Genomic DNA, 22202 nt, shown 5'->3' with positions numbered 1-22202 from the left:
TGTCCTATTTTTAGGTCATTTATGTTCGTATTATCATTCTACTGAATTGTGAGTGACTTCTCTATAATTCGCTATCCAATATGTTTAACGGAACTTGTAATGACGGCTGACCAAAAATTCAAACACTGGATGCGAACTTTGATTGTCCTGTTCATCGTACTATTTTTGTACATTATCATTGCTGACCGCCACGCCCCCTTAACGACCGAAGGACGAGTGCAAGGATACGTTGTCCAAGTCGCACCCGAGGTATCTGGTAAAGTGACCGACGTTCTCATCGAGAATAACCAGTCCGTTCAAAAAGGCGATGTGTTGTTTACGATTGATGATCGTAAATACAAGATAGCGCTTGAACAGGCGGAGCTGTCTCTGCAATCCGCCTATGAAAAAGAAGCAACGCTGTATTCTCAACGCGAAGCCGCTCTTGCCAATATTGCCCGCGCACGAGCGACATTTGATAATGCACACCGCGAGTACAACCGCTTACTGACACTATCGAAGCAGAAAGTCATCTCTCAATCGACACTCGATAATGCCTTTGCCCAAAATCAGGTATCACGTGCAGCGCTTAAAGCGGAACGACAAAACTTAAAAGTCATTGAGGCGCAATTAGGCGACCAAAAAGGTCAAAGCACCGCCGTTCGAATTGCCAAAAACGGCATCGAAAAGGCGCAACTTGATTTGGCAAATACCGCGGTACTCGCTCCCAGTGATGGTGTCGTGACCAACCTGCAACTAGAAGTTGGCACGATGGCAAACACCAACATGCCATTGCTGACGTTTGTACCAACAGGATCACTCTGGGTAGCCGCTGATTTTCGTGAAAAATCCGTCGCGAACGTAGACAAGACTTTCCACGCCTTGGTCACATTTGATGCCAACCCAGGTTCGGTGTACGACTTTGATTTAGCTAGCCGCGATTACGGTGTAGCAGCCGCACAACAAACGCCTAATGGCGCACTAACCAAAGTGGAAGTGAACAACCGCTGGGTACGTGATGCGCAGCGTACACGAGTGAACCTAACCAGCAGCGAAGAGTTACCACCAGCACTGTTTGTCGGCTCTCGCGCTACCATTGTTTTGTACCCAGACAACAGCATTTTCTGGCAGTTGATGGCGCAAGCACAGATTCACCTCGCAAGCTGGTTCCACTTCATTTACTAGGCGGCGACAATGAAAACCTTACGAATTTGGTTCGGCTGCTCTTTAGGGCTCGCGCTAAGCATGATGTTCGGTTGGTCTTACGGATTTTTTGCCATCATGATGCCGCTGTTTATATTGGGCAGAATGGACAACTTTAATCTTTCGGCTTTATTGATCGTGTTTTTCTCTGCGGTGTGGACAACCATACAAGCCACATTTTTGCTGGAATACTTGCAGTTTCATCCAACATTAATGACCGTAGCCGTCGGAATCATGATGCTGTTCAAGTGCATTGCAATGATGAACCAGAAAACCTATTTGTTTGGTTACATGGGGCTGTTAGTGGGTTCAATTGTGTTGAATTTTGCCAGCTATAACTTCATGGATATTGAAGAGTTCAATGTCAACATGTGGGTGATGGCGTTCAGCAATATTTTTGTTTGCGCATTCGCGTATTGGTTGTTCCCGGAGCCAAAATCCTCCGCCGAACACATTGAGATGTCGACCCCAGTGAAAAGCGATATTGACTACATCAGCCAAGTTGCCATGGGTTGGGTAGTGGCGATGGCGGCGTTTATCGTATTCCAAGTAGCGGACTTATATGACTCGTTATCCGCACAAGCTTCCATTTTGATCATCCTAACCCCAATGACTTTAGCGGGCTCGCTCGCCATGGCAAAAATTCGCATCATCGGCACCGCACTAGGCTGCATCGCAGGGATGGCTGTTCAGCTGATATTGGGCAGTTGGTATGGGCATGGGCTACTCTTTTGGCTCGCCTTTACCATTGCAATGGGGCCATCCTGCTTGTGGCTCACAAAGGGGCAAATTAAAGCGGCTATCGCGTTTTCTGCCATGTCTGCCCTATCGGTTCCGCTGACGACTTCATTGGTGCCAGAACAAAAAGACGCGTTCTTTTCGATCTTGTACCGTTTCAGCTCGATTTTCGTTGCGGTTCTGCTCACCGCGATGGTGATGTGGGTGGTGCATCACTGGATTCGTGTGATGTTGCTAAAGCATCCTGAGATTAAGAACGTGGAGTTGAGTTAAATCTGGCCGAGGCTGGAAACGGGAAATGTATGCCGCTCACTTTACTGTGAGCGGCATTTTTATTTAAAACGGTCGCCCTGAACATCGAGGAACGAGCGTGGTTCAGGATCTACTCACCGAGTGCTGTGAAGTTCTAAGGTTATCGCCATTTCCTAGCGAGCTGTAACCCGATTCCTAGTCTCGTTTAAACTCGCTGGAATGACGCTATCTTGAAACTGCTCTAATACCTAGGGTTGTGGCGAGCAATATATCTTCCAACATCCGTCACCCTGAACATCGAGGAACGAGCGTGATTCAGGATCTACCCACCGAGTACTTTGAAGTGCGAAAGTTATCGCCATTTCCTAGCGAGCAGTAACCCGATTCCTATTCTCATTTAAACTCGCTGGAACGATCCTATCTTGGAGCAGATCCAATGCCTGGGGTTGTGGCGAGCAATGCATTTTCCAACATCCGTCATCCTGAACAGCGAGGGACGAGCGTGATTCAGGAGCTACCCACCGGGTGCTTTGAGGTTCGTAGACTATCGCTATTTCCCAGCGAGTTGTAATCAGATTCCTAGTCTCGTCTAGACTCGCTGGAATGACGCTATCTTGAAACTGCTCTAATACCTAGGGTTGTGGCGAGCAATGCATTTTCCAACATCCGTCATCCTGAACAGCGAGGGACGAGCGTGGTTCAGGATCGACTCACCGAGTGCTGTGAAGTTCTAAAGTTATCGTCATTTCCTAGCGAGCTGTAATCAGATTCCTAGTCTCGTCTAGACTCGCTGGAATGACCCTCTCTTGGAGCAGATCCAATACCTAGGGTTGTGGAGAGCAATGTATCTTCCAACATCCGTCATCCTGAACAGCGAGGGACGAGGTGATTCAGGAGCTACCCACCGAGTGCTTTGAGGTTCGTAGACTATCGCTATTTCCCAGCGAGTTGTAATCAGATTCCTAGTCTCGTCTAGACTCGCTGGAATGACCCTCTCTTGGAGCAGATCCAATACCTAGGGTTGTGGCGAGCAATGTATCTTCCAACATCCGTCATCCTGAACAGCGAGGGACGAGCGTGATTCAGGATCTACCCACCGAGTGCTTTGAAGTGCGAAAGTTATCGTCATTTCCTAGCGAGCTGTAACCCGATTCCTAGTCTCGTCTAGACTCGCTGGAATGACCCTATCTTGGAGCTGCTCAAATATCGGTTTTGTGGCGAGCAATGTATCTTCCAACATCCGTCATCCTGAACAACGAGGGACGAGGTGATTCAGAATCTACTAATCACGTGCTTTGAAGTGCGAAAGTTATCGTCATTTACCAGCGAGCTGTTATCAGATTCCTAGTCTCGTCTAGACTCGCTGGCATAACCCAAATTTGAATACAAGCCAAATAGTTGGGTATGTGAGTAACATATCTCCCAACATCCGTCATCCTGAACAGCGAGGGACGAGCGTGATTCAGGATCTACCCACCGAGTGCTTTGAAGTGCAAAAGTTATCGTCATTTCCTAGCGAGCTGTAATCAGATTCCTAGTCTCGTTTAAACTCGCTAGATTGACCCTAATTTTAGTTCATGGTGCGGAGCCTAAGTATTAATATCAACCCACCAACTCTTTACGAATGATCTCCGCACCCGCACTTAACGCATTGAGCTTAGCGGTCGATACTTCACGAGACAAAGGTGCCATACCACAGTTGGTACATGGGTAAAGCTTGTCGGCATCAACGTACTTCAACGCCTCTCGCAATGTGTTCGCTACTTCTTGTGGCGTTTCAATTTCGTTGGTAGCGACGTCAATCGCACCAACCATCACCTTCTTACCGCGAATCAACTCAAGTAACTCAATAGGCACTCGTGAGTTATGACACTCAAGCGAGATAATATCGATATTTGACTGCTGCAATTTAGGGAATACTTCTTCATATTGTCGCCATTCAGTGCCTAGCGTTTGCTTCCAATCTGTGTTCGCTTTGATGCCGTAGCCATAGCAGATATGCACCGCCGTTTCACATTTCAGCCCTTCAATCGCACGCTCTAAACATGCAATGCCCCACTCGTTCACATCATCGAAGAACACATTGAACGCAGGTTCATCGAATTGAATGATATCGACACCTGCCGCTTCAAGCTCTTTCGCTTCTTGGTTGAGGATCTTTGCAAATTCCCAAGCCAGCTTTTCACGGCTACCGTAATGATCATCATAAAGTGTGTCGATCATCGTCATAGGGCCTGGCAGCGCCCACTTGATAGGTTGCTTAGTTTGCTGACGCAAGAACTTGGCATCTTCAACAAACACGGGCTTTGTGCGGCTTACTGGGCCAACCACAGTCGGAACACTTGCTTCATAACGGTTGCGAATGGTCACCGTTTTGCGGTTTTCAAAATCTACGCCGCTTAAATGCTCAATAAAGGTCGTCACAAAATGTTGCCGAGTTTGCTCGCCATCACTGACGATATCAACGCCTGCCAGTTCTTGTTCTTGCAAAGCGACACGTAGCGCATCGCGTTTGCCATCAATCAGTTCTTCACCTTGCAGTTTCCACGGTGACCAAAGTTTTTCTGGTTCGGCCAACCAAGAAGGTTTCGGTAAGCTGCCAGCCGTTGAAGTCGGTAATAGTGTTTTCATCGTCATTCCTTTCTAGATTCTCGTTATCGATTACGCGCAGCTTGCAGACCATTGTTCAAGCACAGATTGATAAGGTTTGATGAAATGCTCCTCGGCAAATTTCCCTTGTTCAATCGCCAGTTGGCTGCGCTCTTCTCGGTCGTAAACGATTTGAGTTAGCGAGTGGTCTAGGTTTTTTAAGTTTGGCTGGTAGCAATTACCGGCAACCGCGTTGGCATTGTAAATCTCAGGTCGGTAAATCTTCTGGAATGTCTCCATCGTGCTAATCGTACTGATAAGCTCTAGGTTTGAATAATCGTTCAACAAGTCACCGAAGAAGTAGAATGCCAATGGTGCAACACTGTTTGGCGGCATAAAGTAGCGCACCTGTAAGCCCATCTTTTTGAAGTACTGCTCCGTCAACGAAGATTCGTTCGGCTGATATTCAAAGCCCAAAACAGGATGTTGGTTTTCGGTGCGTCGATATACCTTGTTGTCCGATACGCTCAGACAAATCACTGGCAGCTTTTTGAAATGCTGTTTGTAAGACTCAGAATTAACGAAAGCTTTGAACAGTTTGCCATGCAAATCACCGAAGTTCGCTGGGATACTGAACTGTGGCTGGTTTTTGTTGTGGTCCAACAGCAAAACGCTAAAGTCGTAATCACGCACGTATGAAGAGAAGTTGTTGCCCACAATGCCTTCGATACGCTCGTTAGTGTTGTGGTCAACAATGTTAGTTTTGAGCACTTCAATCGATGGGAATGCTTCTCCACTACCTTGGATATCCATATCAACAGAGATGATTTCAAGTTCAACTGAGTAGCGGTCACCTTGCGCGTTATCCCAATATGCCAACGCATTAAAACGATTATCGATCATTCGGAGCGCATTGCGCAGATTCTCTCGGCGGTAGTTTCCGCGAGCCAGATTAGCAAAGTTGGTAGTGATTCGCGTGTTGTCTGATGGTTGGTAATTCTCATCAAAGCGAATGCTTTTGATAGCAAATGTGAAATCGTTATTCATCGTGAGTTGGTATCCTATTTCCTTAGATAAAGCAGACTTTTCCTAACTCTGTGCATGGGGACATTTTTTGTTTTTTGGTTTTCCCAATCGTTAGGTTGCACAGCACTTACGACGAACGGTTCGTACAAAAAACGACCGTCGCAGTGCCTAACACCAGAGCAGTCCTTTTTTTATACTTGCTTCACGAGTTGAGTAATATTGGTATTGTTTCACATTGAACATGAAGGAAATTCATAGTGGCAGTTCCAACCCTGAGAGAGCTATCGTAGATACTGTTTTTCATTGACACCAATACACGTAACTTGGCGAGCATATTGCCAATATGTGTAATTAAGAAACGGATAAGAGATTAGCAGTACGTAAACCAGTTTAAGCCGAGAAAACGCATTGTATGAACAAGGCACCAACTGGAATATAGGGCAGCGTAACTTAAATAGCACTTTTCACACTCCATCGTTTATTCAAGCATTCGTTTAATTAGAAGTACGTTACATTTTATATTCTCGAAACATGATTATTTAATAATCTTATTTATTTCTTTTTCTATCTTTACCATCTTAAACGTAAAGTTTAATTTCCTGCTGTAAAAGCACATATAACTTCATACACGAACATGGCAACTTCATTGACGGACTTTATCACTAAACTATTACATTAAGCTCTAAAAAAATAATAACAAAAAAACATAAGCCACTGTTTTAATTTGAATTAAACCCATAAACCCGAGATAACCACATAACGATACTTTACTTAATTTGGTATAACAAAAACCCTAAAAATAACATGGCTAACATTTATAAAATTCAATTTTATCAATAGAAAATATCAACACAACATTAGAAAATTAAAATTAAGCAATAACTTAAAAAGACAAGACTTAATAACCAAATTCTTATTTATTATAGTTGAGTGGTGAATTTAAAAACTATGAGACATTAATCCCACGAATCTATCCTTTTTCTTTTTTTAATAAAAAACAAGATGCACTATTTCACCGCTCATTTATTGAGCTTGAATTTATAACCTGTCCATAATTATAAAGTGCCCATCAAGATGGTTTAAAACAAAAGTCTTTATGGGCTGACTAATAGGAAAAAATAATGGAAAAACAGCATCTTTCCGCGAGTATTATCGCACTCGCTTTACTTGGTTCTTTAGCACCAGCACATGCTGAAGATACATTGAAATCTTACACTTCGACATTGCTTCAGCTTGATGATGGTGATGCACGCTCGAAAAAAATCCGCTTAATTTATTCTTTAGAAAATGTCTGGAACCAATCTTTGCTACCAAATGGCGCTAAAGAAGCCAAGTTGATCCTAAATGGCGGTTCTGGCTTCGACATGACTAATGTTCCAAACAAAGAACAAATCTATGGTTTTGCTACTGGGGGAGATTACCGTTACACCGTTCCAACGGCTTTTAAGCTGGCACTGAGCTATTTAAATGGCGCCCCTTTACGCCACATGAGCCATGCTCCAGAAAACACCATTGCAACGGCATCTGTCAGTGAGTCTCTAGATTTTAACCTTGGATTCAGTGCTTCTACTTCTCCAAATATTAGTGGGGGAATCTCCTGGAGCAACCGTGTAACGTACGACCAGCCCGAGTTTCAAACGGTCGCCGATTTTAACCAAGCTAACGAAAGCATTAATTGGTTAATTGAAAACAAGACTATCCGCCATAATACGCCAGCTAAAGACTGGTTATTATATCGTTGGACCAGTTGTGACATGGGTAATTTGATAGATTACAATGAGTTACCTGTCGTTATGCGTTCAGATTTTAAACCACAAGTCGGCGTCGTATATAGAAAAAATGACATTCAAGATGGCCTAGATACATCAGAGGTCAAGCTGGTTGCTGGTTGGCGAAAAACCAATTACTACTTTGGTCGCGACTGGTGTAGCTGGTATACCACACCAGAAAATACCTGGAAGAAAAATCGTGATAGCAGTCAATGGACAGAGACTAGCCGAGCCGTAACTATCTCTTGGAATGACGATCTCTACCACTAACTTATTAGCCTGCGGCCACGGAATAAATAAGTGGCCGCCGCATTTACTAATGAAATAAACGGTAAGACATGACACATGACAAGTAACAAAAAACTCTTGACTGGATCGGCGCTAGCACTTGGTGCAGTACTCGCCATATTTCTGATTAATTCAAATAACAAGAATGCCCAGACCGAACCTGTTGCAAGCCTTGACGAGCAAATCAAGACAGAAGACGCTGCGACAATAAGTGTAACGCCTCCTGAGAGCAATGCTGCTCAAGAGGTTGTTACCGCTCCAACACCACTAAGTCGCAATGATGATACTTCCGACGTCATTCCAGCTACACCTTGGATATCTGCCCCATTAAGTGAACTGAGCAATGAACTGTACGATTTTATTGAAGCTGAACAGGTAAGTTACATCAGTACGACCGACTATCCATTCGACGAGAAAAAGCAAAAACAATTGCGAACATTAGCTAAGCAAGGGGTTCCTATCTTGTTTGACAATACGGAGTCATCCTATTTGGATAGCTACGGTGTCAGCGAAACCAAAGTCGTATCAGAGTATTTTGGTACGGCGTCTGAAGGTGATGTCATCATCGCTACCGGAGTACAGAATGCAGATGGCAGCATTCATTATCTAGTTTTGCCTTTGAAGAGCAAAGATCTCAACGATAACAGTAAATTGATTGAGGACACTAAGCTCGCAATCACTCTACTTAAAGAACAAAAGCATGACTTGATAAAAGAGAGACAAAACGAACATCGCGAATAAAAGTAAAGGGAGATAGCCTCTGTATCGCTATTTCCCTTAAAACTCAGTTCTCAATTAAGAAAAGCTCATTTCTCCCTACTTACCGGCACCCTATCCGAAATCACCTTGCCGTCTTTGATGGTGATGATGCGTTTAGTGCGCTCTGCCAGAGCGTTATCGTGCGTCACGATGATCAGCGTTCTACCTTCGGCGTGGAGTTGGTTGAACAAGGCTTCAATCTCTGCGCCGGATTTTGAATCCAATGCACCCGTTGGTTCATCTGCTAAGATGATTTGCGGATCGTTGACCAAGGCTCTTGCAATCGCGACCCTCTGTTTTTGACCACCAGAAAGCTGGTTTGGTTTATGGTCTAAACGATCCCCTAGCCCGACTTGCTCTAGCAATTTAGCTGCGCGCTGGCGACGTTCTTTGGCTTTGATACCAGAGTAAACCAACGGCAGTGCCACGTTATCAAGCGCCGTCGCGTATTCCAATAAGTTAAAGCTTTGGAAGACAAATCCGATCTTTTGGTTACGAATGCCAGCCAGCTCATTCGCACTTAAACTTGCGACGTTTTGGCCGCCAAGTTGGTACTTGCCATCGGTGGGCTTGTCTAAACAGCCGAGCATGTTCATCAACGTTGATTTGCCTGAACCGGACGGGCCAAGAATCGAAAGAAACTCGCCTTGATTAATGGTTAAGTCAACGCTGTCTAGCGCGCGAACTTCCGCCTCCCCGCTTGAGTAGTATTTACAGATGTTGGTCAGCTCAACAAGCGGCTTGTTCGACATGTTCTTTCCAGAGTTATTGTTGTTATTCACTTTGTAGCGCCTCCAACGGGCTGACTTTTGCGGCTCGGTTTGCAGGTAACCATGCAGATGCCACACCAATGATCACTAAGGTGAGGATGACAATCGCGACAACGACCCACGACAACTCAGGGACAGGTTTACCCAGTTGTTCATAAAAAGCATTGCCCTCTAAAGGAATGGAACTGATGGCAGACACCAGCGCGTACGTAACGGCTAACCCAAACGCCCCCCCCATCATCATTGTCAATAAAGACTGTACTAAATAGTGCATGCGAATAGCCGTTGGTGTTGCACCGACTGCCATGCGCACACCGATATCACGCGTAGATCGCTTTACGGTGGCATACATCACATTGGCGATGCCAACACCAGCAACAGCTAACGTCACGAAGCCGATAATGCCAAGGAAACTCTGCAAACCTATCAGAAACTGCTGCATACTCTTTTGCTTAAGGAACATATCATCGACTTGGACGACCTGTTCATCACTGACACTTGCCCCGTGTTTACGGGCAATCACTTGCCTGATCGTCTTTGCTAAGGCTTCTCGGTCTACATCCGCTTGTGGCTGCACATTGATGCCACCAATTTCACCGTTGACATGAAATCGCTTCCACGTCGCTAACGGCACAAAGCTGGAATAGTTGATAAGATCCCCCAGTTCTATTTGGGCGCTGTTTTTCTCCAATACGCCCACAACAATGAACTCCTCATTGCCGATTTTTACCTTTTTCCCCACAGGGTTGACTTGCAATGTGACTGTCGCAAACCAACTAAAGTCCTCATTAGGGTTGAATAAGTCGGCTGCCAGTTCATAACCCAGTACAACGACTTTGCGCGTCTCTTTTTGATCGAGTGGGTTTAACCATCGTCCCCCCGCCATCGGCACCAAATTGGTCATGGATTGAAACTCGCTCGTGACCGCTAACGGCTCTTGCCACGAGCTTCTGTCACCAACGGTGATGCGCTCTTTCCACTTCGCCGTTGGCGCAACGCTTTTTACATCGGGTAACGCTCGAACAACCTCTGAATCGTCCATTTTTAGTGTCAGAAACTTACCTTGGTGAAAAGCACCGTGGTCGACGGTGGCCATCCCTCCGGTCAAATAAATCAAGTTGCCGTTACCATTTTGTGCGGTTTTCAATACGCCCTGACGAATACCCTCACCTACCGCCAACATAGCAGCGATACAAAGGGTCGCCCACGCTACTGCTAGAATGGTCAAACCCAGTCTCAGCTTTTCTGCGGCCATTTCTTGGAAAATTTGTCTCATCGGTAACAACATGGCTAAGCCCTCGCACTCAAAGCAATGACTGGCGTGAGACGTGATGCTCGCCTTGCTGGGAAATACGATGCCATCAATGCCAAGATAAGCGTCACAAGTAAAGACCAAGCAATGGAATCTGGCGTGATCACAGGCAAACCAATCCATTCCGGTAATCCCATGCTGCTTAGGACAGATACCACGGCATACGAAAACATCAGACCTAATGCCGTGCCCACAGCTACCAAAATAAGCCCCTCAAGAATAAACTGACTGAGTATGGATTTTTGAGTCGCCCCGATCGCCAAACGCACACCGATTTCACGCGTGCGCTCAGTGACGGATAAAAACATGATGTTGGCAACACCAAGCGCACCGACCGCCATGGTCATCGCACCGCTCGCTCCGAGAAAAATCTGAATGCCACGCAAAATTCCACTGATGACCGCCGCACCTTCACTAAAATCGGGTAATTCGACCGCATCTTTATCACTTGGGTCAAAATGAAGCTGCTTGGCGAAAAAGTTCACGATATTTTGTCGAAATGACGATGCATCCATCCCTTCTCTCGGCTTCATCAATACCATCCAAGGTTTCGCATCCCACAAATCGCGGTACGTTGTTTGAGGAATGAAAACCGTGCGGCTATCGCCGAATGAAATGCCAGTGTCCTCACCAACGGTTATCCCAATCACCAAAAACGGAATGCCGTTGACTTTGAGCCTATCCCCGATTTGGATTCCGCCCATTTGCGCAATTTGATCGCCTAACACTGCCACGCGAGTGTGGTTGTCCATATCACTTGGTGACAGGTTTCTCGAACCGGATTGCAGCTTGCGTTGCATTAAAGGAAAGTAAGACGTATCAATACCGCTGACCGTTCTCGATAAATTCTGTCCTTTGAGATTGGTGATATTCGCATCCCATTTGGCGTAAACGCTCGACGCCTGTTGCACAAAGCCTGACTGTTTGATCATGTCGACTTTTTCTTGTGGAATATCAATTTGTCGCCTTGAAGGTAACCCTTGCCACGGTTTACTGGTACTCGACGGAAACACCACTTGCACATTGTTGATCATAAATGAAAACGACTGAGTCTGATGGCGATAAAAGCCTTCGCCAAGTGCGATTAACACCACCACAGAGATCACGCCCCAAGCAATCGCGATAATGGCTAGAACGCTCTTCATGCGGTGCGCCATCAACGTTTGCCAAGTTTGTTGCAATAGGCTGCTCATGAATGAAAAGCCCGAGAGATCAACGCCATGGTATCGTCATCGAGTTTCCCTGCGGTTTGCAGTAAGCCGATTCTCTTACGCCAGTAGCTGTACAAGTTGGTTTGCAGACTGTTTTTCGCCTCAAACAAGCTGTTGTGTGCGCTGATAACTTCCGACACTTCAAGCAGACCAGCGTCGTAAAGTTTCTCTTTGCTTTGCAACACTCTGGCGCGCGACTCAACCAGCTCGTTCGCTATCAAAACTTGATTCCAGTTGATATCGACCTGAGTAAACTGCTGAATAACTCGTTTCTGAATATCAATTTCCACTCTACGCATATCTTGCTTGGCGCTTAAAATGTTCAACGATGCTTCGTCCACTTTCGCTCGCACTGCACCATTGAGGTCAATCGGCAAACTCAAACTAATCCCAGCGTTAAACTCGCCGTTTGAACGATTGTCACCATCGCTGTAGCCCACACTGCCTTTGACGGTTGGGTAGTATCCACCTTTAGCTGAATCTTTCGCGAACTCGCTCGCTTTCACCATCTGCGCCGCCACCAACAGCTCTGGACTGCTGTCTTTAGCCAGCTTTAGCCATTGCTCCTGAGAGTCCACCAGCATCGGCGGCTGAATCAAAGAATCCGTTCGAATTTGGTCGACACTCTCCGGCATTTGATTGATTAACGCCGCAAGCTCTGCTTTTTTCACTTCGAGATCGGCTTTTGCATTGAGGATACTTGCTTGCTCAGAAACTTGATTCGCTCGCATCTCTTCAACATCAACCGACTTCACTTTGCCTGCTCGATAGCGTTTCTCGATGATGTTGAGAAGTTCCTTCCCCTCCTCCAGCTTGGACTGCGCCAATTTGAGGTCGCCCTTTGCGCTTGCCACATCTAGGTAAGCGGTGAGCAACTTCTGCGCAAGCTCGTTATGTGATTGAGATAGCTCTAACTGTGCTTTGAGATAATTGGCATTCGCTTGATCCAGTTCCGACCACAAACTGCTATCCCAAATAGTTTGAGATAAGGTAGCGCCGTAACTGTTGGAATGGCTTGAGGACTCATTCCAATCCGCTGACGCACTGGCACTTAAACCCGGCAATAACGCACTGCGGCTACTCTGTACGCCAACCTCGCCAAGCTGGACGCCGATTTTCGCTTTTTCGTAATTTGGATCGTTCTGCTTTGCTTGTTGCCAAGCTTGTTCAATAGAAATTGCGTAGGTCGGCAAACTGAGCGTGGCAGCCAACAATGCAAAGGCGATTGTTGATCGTTGCAGCTTAACCATGCGCCGCTCCCATCATACTGTTGTCGATAACCTCTTCATCAAGCTCCACGCCGTCAAGCACTTCGACATTGATGCCATCTGACAGACCGAGTTTCACAGGTTGTTTATGAAACCCTTGTTCTGAGCTATCGGGGATCAGAACATTCGGTGCGTCACCATCAAATTGCAGAGCGCGCTCCGGTAGCGTGAGCACGTTTTCAGAAGTCTTCAGAATGATTTGAGCCGTCGATGAAAAACCAGAACGAAGCAACACATCTTGTGGGATCTTGAGTTCTCCCACTTCAACCTCAAAACCGTTATCAAAACTTTTAGCCGAAGCGTTGCCTTCTGGTGAGTTAAGGTTCTCAGATTGAATCGCTACTTTGGTTAGCACACCAGAAATCGCCACATCAGGATAAGGCGCAACCGTCAACATAACGGGCATTCCCGGAGACAACTGCGCAGCATCATGCTCACTGACGCTACCTTTAAAAATCAGACTGTTCATGTCGGCCAATGACATCATTTCAGTCGCGGCTTGGCTTGATTGAGTCGAGATGATCGGCTCTCCGACCTCAACTTTCTGGTTGAGTACCGTGCCATCAATTGGCGCGTAGATCGTCGACGTTAAACGCGCATCACCGATAGACGCCTCACCACTGCGGATGAGTTCGAGATTCTGGCGCTTTTGCAATACGTCCGCTTGCGCAGATTTGACTGCCGAGCGCGCACTTACGTATTCGTCGTAGTTACTTGGAATAATATCCTGCTTGACCAAGCTTTCTAAGTTGGACATTTTTTGTTTGGCGGATTCCAGATCGGCTTCGCTACGCATGAGTTCTGCCGATGCATCCGTTAATGCTTGGGGGGTTGGGTTTGGACGCACTTTGATCAGCGGTTGGCCTTGCTTCACCTTTTCACCAACTTTCGCGTAAATTTCACCGACGATACCGTCGATTTGTGACTTGATAGACACGGAGTGTGCAGGGACAATTTTACCAACAGCCACCGCTTGTTTTTCAATCGTGCCTTTTTCCACAATCAATGTAGGCAGCAATTCTGGTTGAGCAGCAGATTGGAGATAGAAATACGTACCACCGCCGAGCAGCGCGAAGCTCACAGCGGAGACAAACCAACGTTTCGTCATTATTTATTCCAACAATTATTGGGTAGTCTAATGACTACTCCTAAAACACAAAGTTGAAGGAATAATATCCTGCTTTAATAGCGGTTTGGTTGTCACAGTTGGTATGGTTTTGTCAGTCGGCTCTGACAATCAAAAACTAAAGAATCATTCAGCAAAGACGTTGTCTACGATGGCGACTAACAAGCTCTGTAACCGCTCGTTTCAACCGCCACCCTTTTCATTCTGAACAATGTGCAAAATGGCGCTGATCTGTATCCAAGTGAGCAGCTGTTTCTTGAGCGTTTAATATGTTCTCTTGATTAGCCCCAAACTCAGCCCCCGTTCCAGGCCAATAATATGTATCTTTATCACGACATAGTGTGAGAATGACAGGATCATTGTGTATATTGGGCTCATCTCCTAGCTCGCCATACATACTGAAAGTAATCTCAGACCCAACGTCTCCACGAAGTTTCTGAATCACTTCTGCTTGAACTTTAAAGAGAACATCTTCCTCGTGTTCAGCAAACTTTTCAAAACCTGTAATTTTCACCACTGCAGAATAGGGCGTTTGAAATATCGCATCTTTGAGTACCTCATTCTGAGAGTACACTCCCTGTGAAGCACAAGCTGATAAGCTCACACAGCCTAGCAAACTTATAAATTTCTTCATATTTAACTTTCCGTTCCTGCTAAGACAGAGCCTTTTGTATATACAGGTAAAGTACCTTTTGTTTCATCGTAGTTACTCGGTACTACGAACTTGTCCCAGACATCAATAGAGTACTTTGCTATATTGACTTGGTTGCTTTGGTTTCCTCCTAACATGTACAAATGCCTACCATCAGGGCTCTTTCCCACGACAAAAGCAACATGCCCACCACCTTTTCTCGATTTAATCCCTAGAGCTCCATGTATAGGTTCTGAGATGTTTTTACCAAAACCCTTCCACTCCTTTGCTCGATAAGCTTCTTTTACTGGAGTGATTCCGTGTTGTTTAAAAACCCAAGCGGCAAACGAACCACACCAAGCATTTTGACCTCCAGAGTCATCAGTGCCCCAGAACTTAGATGCTGTAAAATACTCTAAAATCCTTGGATTGGCCTTAGTGCCTGAAACTTCTTTTTGTCCAATTTCTCCCAACGCTGTTTTCATCCAAGGTACTTTGGTTACTAGTTTTTGAGCATCATGAGGATCATTTTTCACTGAGCTATAGGATGGTAATCCATTGAGCTTACGATGAGTTCTACCATTTACATCGATCCGACCATCTGGCTTTACCATATAAAGTAGCTTACGCTGACACACTTTTATTGCCTCTACTGTTTTCGACAAATGAGGACTCCGCCCTAACGAGCCATCAACAACCAACAGTCGGGTAAAACCTATTCTCTTTTGGTTATCATTTAAAAATTGTTGAACTGCTTTAACATCATTTTTCGAATTAGTGCCATTTATACCAACAGAGCCCCGGATTTTTAATCCCATTCTCGTTACCTTTATAACTAATCATATAATTAAGAAAGTACGCTTTAGCGTGACAACAATAAAGATAAAATGTTGTTTTATACGATTAGCCATACGAGGGAAATTAGGTGTTGAAAATATAGATTACAAATAAACTCAGCTCATATCACTAAAAACATCTATTTAGCATCTTTTGGTCACGCTTCAAAACAGGACAGCCAGATGTTTTAAACCATGCGTATTAATAGACGAAAAATGTTTATAAGAGAACACTTAAATTAACATAGTGAAACTATCAATTACTATTTTAAATTTAAATAAAATTCCTTTTTAAGGTCAATCTATAATTAAATTTATTAAACTTTAATTTTTTATTAAATTGAGCTTTGATTTATTAATCTGACTATTTAACTAATTTCATTTCAGTTAATTGTACTTTTTGGCATGTTAGCGGGTGATGGCGGCGCCAATAACACCGACCCATTTTCAGAAGGAATAACGGACGATAACCAATGGATTGTGGAAGAACCACACATGATGATTATTACCCTAGACCAAGTGTTGCTCGATTCTCGACCAACCGGTTCAAGTTATGATGGCCCATACGAGATGTGGAATGGTATGCCATACGCACACATTATTATTCCCGTTAGAGCGAGAAAATAAAAAGAAAAAATCCGATACTCAATATTTTGAATATCGGATTGTTATTGCGTTATCGAGCTAACCAAATTCTCGCTAATATTCCTATCGGAGTAGTAACGCCAGTTGTGACGGAGGAAATTTCACCATTTCTTAAAACATAAATGGTTGGGGTCACGCTAATTTTCCATTCGCGCATAATATCGCTTGAAGGATCGTTTATGTTTTCGAAACGATATTCTTTTGCCCTCATAAACTGCGCCACACGCTCATTCGGTCCCGACGATCCAGAAACGCCAACTACGGTGTAGTCATCACTCAGCCAACTCACGCTTGGGCTTACAAATTTACAAGCGGGACACCAAGTCGCCCAAAAATAAACAACGACAGGTTGTTCATAACTTTGCGCGATTGCATCGAAGTATTCACCATCGCTCAATACTGAGCTCAATGGTGGTGACTCCTGTTTAGGAATATCTTTAGTGCGATACCAATCCATCGCGATAGAAATCGCGGTGACAATGAGCACCATCTGTACGATTTGAATGAGCCAATATCGGAATGTTCTACGCTGCTTTGTCGAACTCATTGAATAGCTCCCCCACTCGCTTGCTTCACCGCACTTAAAACAACATCATCAGTCAGAATCACAGGTAACGGGATACCTTGTGGCGCTGCCGGGCCATAGACGATGTTAAACGGCACACCGTAACGCCCATGAGCTCGTAAAAAGTCAGTTACCGAGCCGTCCGGATGTGTCCAATCCCCTTTTAACGTCGCTACATTAGGGCTTTGCAGCAATGAGTAGACAGGATCTTGCCAGATCACACCGATCTTGTTCGCTTTACACGTGACACACCAATCCGCAGTGACATCCACAAACACCACTCGCCCATTATTGACGTGATCTTCAATCGCCGAGTTAGAAAGCTTCTGCCACGCTAAGTCCTCAGGAAGCGGTGTCGCCCATTGGTCGGCAGTGATACTACCAAGTAGCAGCCCGCCAGCAATTAAGATAAGCGATGCAGAGCCGGATAGCACGAGTGCTTTATCGCCATGAACGCGTTTAACGCGAATCATCAGAACAATAAACGCGACTAAACCGGCGAAAATGACCCAAAACACTGGGAGGTGATTGGCCATCAAAGACAGTAGCCAAACGCTGGTGGCCAACATCATCACACCAAATACGTTTTTGACCACGTTCATCCACTGACCCGGCTTCGGCAATTTAAGCGCAATACTTGGGAAAATTGCCACCATAATCCAAGGCAACGCCATCCCCAACGCTAAGGCGGTGAAAATAGCAAACAGCGTAACCACATCGGCACCCAAAGCAAACGCCACGGCCGTTCCTAGGAAAGGCGCAGAACACGGCGTAGCAAGCAAGGTTGCAAACATCCCTTGCACATAGTGTCCAGCTAACGAGTTGTCACCTTTCGAGGCCAGCCATGTATTGGTACCCGATGATAGACGGACTTCAAACAGCCCCAGCATATTGGCCCCAAACAAAGTGGTGACCAACACCATCAAACCTAAGAACCAGGGGCTTTGAAATTGCACGCCCCAACCAATGGCATTACCTGTTAGCTTGAGCACCAAAATAAAACCAGCGAGAATCCAGAACGACGTTAATATACCAAGTGACGAGGCAACAAACTGAGCGCGAATTTGACGACGCTCGATACCTTGAGCGGCAACAATACTACTTAGCTTCATCCCCAAAACCGGAAGAACGCAAGGCATAATGTTAAGAATTAAACCGCCGAGCAACGCGAATAGAAAAACACTCGTTAGAGACGTGCTCGGCAGCGGTTCAACTATTGCCTCAGCAGTTGCTTGAGTGGTTTCTTCTGCTAGTAAATTGGTGTCTTTGATGGTCACAAACAGCGACTGACCATCTAACTCCACATCGCCCAGCCAAGTATCAACGATATAGCTCGCGGTGACGATGTTTCCTTCTGGATGCATTCCTTCAAGCTTGAAGCTATAGTCTCGCGTTGCTTCATCGACAACATCCACCAGCACTTGTGGTTGTTGCCAACCCTGACTGTTCTGTAGCTTGATTTGTAGTTTCGATTGGTTCGCATCCCAACTCGCCTGAGTAACATCAATAAACGGCGATGGCTGCGGCACGTTACTCACTGCTTGAGCGTAACTGAACATCACGTCTTCATCGACTTTTAGATCAGAAGGCAAGAACGTCAATTGAATTTGATAGTCGGTCAGCACACAAATCGTCGTACAAGAAGAAAGTGTCAGTACCGCATCAATCGTGACAGGTTTGGACATGTCTTCGACGTGCAGCGTCATGGGGAACAAAGTGTCGCCTTTATACCCAAGAGTCTCGATACCTAATAGTTCGAATTTTTGTGGGTGCGGCCATTGCCAATCCACTTTGGATAAATTTTGTGAATTTTGCCAATCAATAGATGGTGCTACGCCGCCCTCACCAGGTGAACGCCAGTAAGTTTTCCAGTCCCCAGCCAACTTGACGTCCAGATAACCAGTAATTGTTTTGGCTTGCGGATCTTGTTGACCAGTGAGCACAAAGCGCGTTTGCACTGGAGGATGTTGTGGGTTGGTTAGCCAACCTGTATCAGTAGTTTGAGCTGAAATACTCAGAGAGAGCAAACTCAAAGCAAGCGTCATAAAAAACATGGACGCAAACTGAGTCAGTTTAGTAATTTGATTCATAGTGATTCCTAGTTAAAAGACAAAGGTGCTAAATAACTGACGCTAGTGGTCAGAAAGCACGCTTTTATTCTCGGAACACACAGAAAGTCAGATGGACTCGATACTTACGGCCTATCGGTTCCGTCCAATGTTGCGCACCAATATAGGCACTGCACAACCAAATTGCCGAAGCAAAAAGACCCACAAACAGAACAACAATAAATACATCGAGTTGATGTTGAGAAAACTGAATTAACTTTTCAGACAATTCGCACTTGCTGGTTTCTTTAGTATCAATCGACTTGACGCTCGAACGCTCATCAGTAAGTGAAACCGCGGGCGATTCCGTCTCATATTTCATAGAGCATGACGATGCAAAGCCTGAATTTTGCATCAGACACACAACGACCACCCAGCCAATAATCGCCAGTAGCCATTTTGCCCGCTTATGTGGCGTGTGATGTCGTTTAGTCAACAAACTCATAAGAATTCAGATAAAGTAAGAACGAAGAAGATAATACGCGAGTCGTCATAAAGCTCAAGTTGTATCCTCTAAATAGCCTTAAGAGGCTTCACTCGCTAAGCTTTAATCTAACTTGCCATAAATATATGCCAACTCTGCGACGGTTTTTGCCGAGAACTTCTTCAATAGATTGGCTCGGTGTACTTCAACCGTTCGCATTGCTATGCAAAGTTCGTCAGCAATACGAATGTTGCGTTTTCCTTCAATGATCAAACGTAAAATGTCTTTTTCTCTAGGTGTGAGCGATTCATAAGCCGATTTAGCTACTGCCATATCGAGGTTTGTGGCAGACTGCGCCTGTCCCTGCAAAATAGCTCGTGCCAGTTCATCGCCTTTGACTGGTTTTTGGAAGAAATTGACCGCCCCAGCTTGTAATGCATCGACCGCCATCGGGACATCACCATGCCCTGTCAGATAAATAACGGCCAACGGGCTGTTGGCTTGATTTAAAATTTGGTGCACTTGCTGACCACGAAAGTTGGGCATTCGGCTATCAAGGATCACGCATCCGGCTTGATGAATGTCCACTTTATCGAGAAAAGATTGCCCATCAGCAAAAGTCGTCACGTTGAAGTCATGCTCTTCCAGCATAAAAGCGAGCGAGTCACGCACCGATTCATCATCATCGACTACAAAAACAGGTAGCTGCTTTTCACCGCTGCTCATTGAATGCTCCTATGCCTAGTTCAGATTAGTTTTGATATGGAAACACAAGCTCAACCAAACAACCATGTGGTGCTGTCGAGCTGATGACAAACTCGCCACCATGCATTTCCATCACATCGCGACAAATGGCTAACCCCAGCCCAAGCCCTTCTTCTTTGCTACTCACAAACGCTTGAGTCGGATTCTCTTGCTGCAACCCTGTACCATTGTCTAACACTCGAATGGAAAGTTGATTGACTTGGTAGTCACTATGCAGGGCAATTTTACCTTGATAACCTGACGAGTGATATTTCTCTTGGAACAAAGTACACGCATCAATCGCGTTACTGATCACATTAACTAAAACCTGTTGAACGCCAACTGCATCGACAAGTAACGGACGAATGTTCCCTTCTGTACTGGCCACAATAGAAATGTTTTGCTTCTTCATTCGAAAATGGAGCAACTCAATCGTGTCATCAATGAGTACTTGAGGATCGCACGGCGCTTTGTCGACACTACGCTTGCGGATCAACGTTCTTAAGCGCTGAATAATTGCATCGGCTCGTTCAACTTGGCCCTGTATTTTCTCAAGCACTGGGACAATATCTTCATGAGGGCGCTTTTTGGCCAAGCGAAGTAAACCGCCTTCACTGTAATTGCGAATGGCCGCCAATGGCTGATTGAGTTCATGGGCAAGACTAGTGCCGATTTCTCCGACAATCGCGACTCTTTGTGAGTGTTCTAACTGTTCGCTTTTCTCTTTTAATCGTAACGATGTCTGCTCCAACGCTTGCTTACTCTTGCTAAATCGATACTCAAGCCAAAAGTGGTACGCGTTCAACACAATAACAAACATGAACAGCGCCCATGCCCATTCTTGATGACTACGCAGCCAGCGCAATGCTTCTTGCCACCAAGGTTGTTGCAACGGATGGAGATCCAACGCCTGATAAAGTTTGTCGATGCTCAGCAAGCTGACGGGGGACGTCCAACCTGACGCGCCTGCCGCAATAACCGCAGGGTGTTCAGGTGGCATCGCTAACAATACTTGCGCAATCTGTTTGGCAATCTGAGCTGAGCCGCGCTCTGTTTTGGCAAATGACCAGTTAGGATAAAGCGGTGTGGAAAGAGCGCATAACGAGCGCTCGTTCGGCTGTTGATTTAAAACTCGGTAATTACCCGGTTGTAAAAGCCCTTCACTTAACATCTGTTCCAATAAACAAGCAGGGACGACGGCCGCTTCCACATTGCCATCACGTAATTGATACAGGTTGGCATCAATAGGAAAACCAAGATAGCGGACATCGGAAAAGAAATCGTTTGGATTAAGCCCCATTTTGACTATTTGATAGCGCATCGTTAGATAACCACCAAAGGCTTTTTCTGATACCGCCGCAACGGGACGTCCTGAGACATCTTGCACCGTTTGATAACTTGAATTGGCTCGAACCACAAGCGCCGAACCAATTCCGTAATTCGAGTTTTGTGGTGCTCTGCTGGTTAGCGTTGCCATCCACGACAGCGCGTATTGCCTGCCCAACCGCACTGCTTGACCTGGGTTGGTTAAGATGAAATCCATGGTCTGAAACTTCACCGCTTCGCCCATTTCATCCAAGTTAAGGGGATGAAGAACAAAATGCACATCGGAAATTTGCTGATTGAGCCAATCAATGGTCGGTTGCCATCTCTGCTCGGCATAAAGATGACCACGTATCGCTAACACGCCCACTTCGACTTTTTTCTTGACCTGTGGCTGCTCTGCTTTTTGCTCTTGCAGATCTGCTTGTTCAGAAACTGCGCCGTGAGCCAAAGATGCAAAGGCAACTAAGCAAAGAATCCAAAGCTGAAGCCACAGTGCTTTTTTCATGATGAGTCGAATCGTTCCGTCAAGAGAGTACGACAAGAATAACAGCTACCTTCCCTAAACCACATTTGTTTTAGATCAAGTTTGATCTGGGTATGTGGAAATCCACAATATAAGCCTCGCAGTGCATT

General features: G+C 45.5%; 19 protein-coding genes. 5 read left to right on the top strand and 14 right to left on the bottom strand.

Going from position 1 to position 22202, the window contains the following annotated elements:
- Nucleotides 1-99 precede the first annotated feature (99 nt).
- Entirely contained in the window at nt 100-1164 is a 1065-nt protein-coding gene (locus R7070_RS03905; protein WP_025625303.1) for an HlyD family secretion protein, read from the top strand.
- Nucleotides 1165-1173: 9 nt separating this feature from the next.
- Nucleotides 1174-2193, top strand: a complete 1020-nt coding sequence (locus R7070_RS03900; RefSeq protein WP_085569774.1) for a DUF2955 domain-containing protein — start codon at nt 1174-1176, stop codon at nt 2191-2193.
- A 1581-nt stretch (nt 2194-3774) separates the two neighbouring features.
- Here the strand turns inward: R7070_RS03900 and R7070_RS03895 are convergent.
- Nucleotides 3775-4803, bottom strand: a complete 1029-nt coding sequence (locus R7070_RS03895; protein WP_047103352.1) for a methionine synthase — start codon at nt 4801-4803, stop codon at nt 3775-3777.
- Between the two features lie 30 nt (nt 4804-4833).
- Nucleotides 4834-5808, bottom strand: coding sequence for a DUF1852 domain-containing protein (locus R7070_RS03890; protein ID WP_005376733.1), 975 nt, complete (start codon nt 5806-5808; stop codon nt 4834-4836).
- Nucleotides 5809-6908: 1100 nt separating this feature from the next.
- On the opposite strand from R7070_RS03890, the gene R7070_RS03885 reads away from it, so the two are divergent.
- Together R7070_RS03885 and R7070_RS03880 are read left to right on the top strand one after the other, a co-directional pair.
- Entirely contained in the window at nt 6909-7826 is a 918-nt protein-coding gene (locus tag R7070_RS03885; protein WP_005376731.1) for a leukocidin family pore-forming toxin, read from the top strand.
- A 75-nt stretch (nt 7827-7901) separates the two neighbouring features.
- Nucleotides 7902-8585, top strand: a complete 684-nt coding sequence (locus R7070_RS03880) for a hypothetical protein (protein ID WP_053349643.1) — start codon at nt 7902-7904, stop codon at nt 8583-8585.
- A gap of 65 nt (nt 8586-8650) precedes the next feature.
- Here the strand turns inward: R7070_RS03880 and R7070_RS03875 are convergent, their stop codons facing one another.
- The 7 genes from R7070_RS03875 to R7070_RS03845 all read right to left on the bottom strand — a co-directional run bounded on the left by R7070_RS03875 (nt 8651) and on the right by R7070_RS03845 (nt 15739).
- Complete coding sequence (locus R7070_RS03875; RefSeq protein ID WP_206225594.1) at nt 8651-9355, bottom strand: ABC transporter ATP-binding protein; 705 nt, start codon at nt 9353-9355, stop codon at nt 8651-8653.
- A gap of 22 nt (nt 9356-9377) precedes the next feature.
- The gene (locus tag R7070_RS03870; RefSeq protein ID WP_054574777.1) at nt 9378-10661 is read right to left on the bottom strand and encodes an ABC transporter permease; all 1284 of its coding nucleotides are present in this window, start codon (nt 10659-10661) and stop codon (nt 9378-9380) included.
- A gap of 2 nt (nt 10662-10663) precedes the next feature.
- On the bottom strand, nt 10664-11878 hold the full coding sequence (locus R7070_RS03865) for an ABC transporter permease (RefSeq protein WP_054574778.1): 1215 nt from the start codon (nt 11876-11878) through the stop codon (nt 10664-10666).
- Nucleotides 11875-13146, bottom strand: coding sequence for a TolC family protein (locus R7070_RS03860; RefSeq protein WP_042523056.1), 1272 nt, complete (start codon nt 13144-13146; stop codon nt 11875-11877). Before R7070_RS03860 ends, R7070_RS03865 begins: the two co-directional genes overlap by 4 nt.
- Nucleotides 13139-14272, bottom strand: a complete 1134-nt coding sequence (locus R7070_RS03855; protein ID WP_256900118.1) for an efflux RND transporter periplasmic adaptor subunit — start codon at nt 14270-14272, stop codon at nt 13139-13141. The genes R7070_RS03860 and R7070_RS03855 overlap by 8 nt, the downstream gene beginning before the upstream one ends.
- A 217-nt stretch (nt 14273-14489) precedes the next feature.
- Nucleotides 14490-14924 carry a hypothetical protein gene (locus R7070_RS03850; protein WP_017821643.1) on the bottom strand — a complete coding sequence of 145 codons (435 nt, stop codon included), beginning with the start codon at nt 14922-14924 and terminating at the stop codon, nt 14490-14492.
- Between the two features lie 2 nt (nt 14925-14926).
- Complete coding sequence (locus R7070_RS03845; RefSeq protein ID WP_005385788.1) at nt 14927-15739, bottom strand: TIGR02594 family protein; 813 nt, start codon at nt 15737-15739, stop codon at nt 14927-14929.
- A 423-nt stretch (nt 15740-16162) separates the two neighbouring features.
- Between R7070_RS03845 and R7070_RS03840 the strand changes: the two genes are divergently transcribed.
- A complete protein-coding gene (locus tag R7070_RS03840) occupies nt 16163-16384 on the top strand; it encodes a hypothetical protein (protein ID WP_064354163.1) in 222 nt (73 codons plus the stop codon).
- A 49-nt stretch (nt 16385-16433) separates the two neighbouring features.
- On the opposite strand, the gene R7070_RS03835 is transcribed toward R7070_RS03840, so the two are convergent.
- The 5 genes from R7070_RS03835 to R7070_RS03815 form a co-directional block, all read right to left on the bottom strand.
- Complete coding sequence (locus R7070_RS03835; protein WP_064354164.1) at nt 16434-16949, bottom strand: protein disulfide oxidoreductase; 516 nt, start codon at nt 16947-16949, stop codon at nt 16434-16436.
- Entirely contained in the window at nt 16946-19057 is a 2112-nt protein-coding gene (locus R7070_RS03830) for a protein-disulfide reductase DsbD family protein (protein ID WP_318141097.1), read from the bottom strand. Before R7070_RS03830 ends, R7070_RS03835 begins: the two co-directional genes overlap by 4 nt.
- 64 nt (nt 19058-19121) lie before the next feature.
- Nucleotides 19122-19520 (bottom strand): hypothetical protein, encoded by a 399-nt coding sequence (locus R7070_RS03825; protein WP_033905718.1) that lies wholly within the window; start codon nt 19518-19520, stop codon nt 19122-19124.
- A 102-nt stretch (nt 19521-19622) separates the two neighbouring features.
- Nucleotides 19623-20225, bottom strand: a complete 603-nt coding sequence (locus R7070_RS03820; RefSeq protein WP_085569768.1) for a response regulator transcription factor — start codon at nt 20223-20225, stop codon at nt 19623-19625.
- A 25-nt stretch (nt 20226-20250) separates the two neighbouring features.
- On the bottom strand, nt 20251-22074 hold the full coding sequence (locus tag R7070_RS03815) for a sensor histidine kinase (protein ID WP_256900117.1): 1824 nt from the start codon (nt 22072-22074) through the stop codon (nt 20251-20253).
- Nucleotides 22075-22202 lie beyond the last annotated feature (128 nt).

Origin of the sequence: Vibrio sp. 1557, from assembly GCF_033340175.1 — a bacterium.
GTDB classification, from domain to species: Bacteria; Pseudomonadota; Gammaproteobacteria; order Enterobacterales; family Vibrionaceae; genus Vibrio; species Vibrio alginolyticus.
The sequence above is the reverse complement of the archived record's forward strand: the minus strand, read 5'-3'. Positions and strand labels throughout refer to the sequence as shown.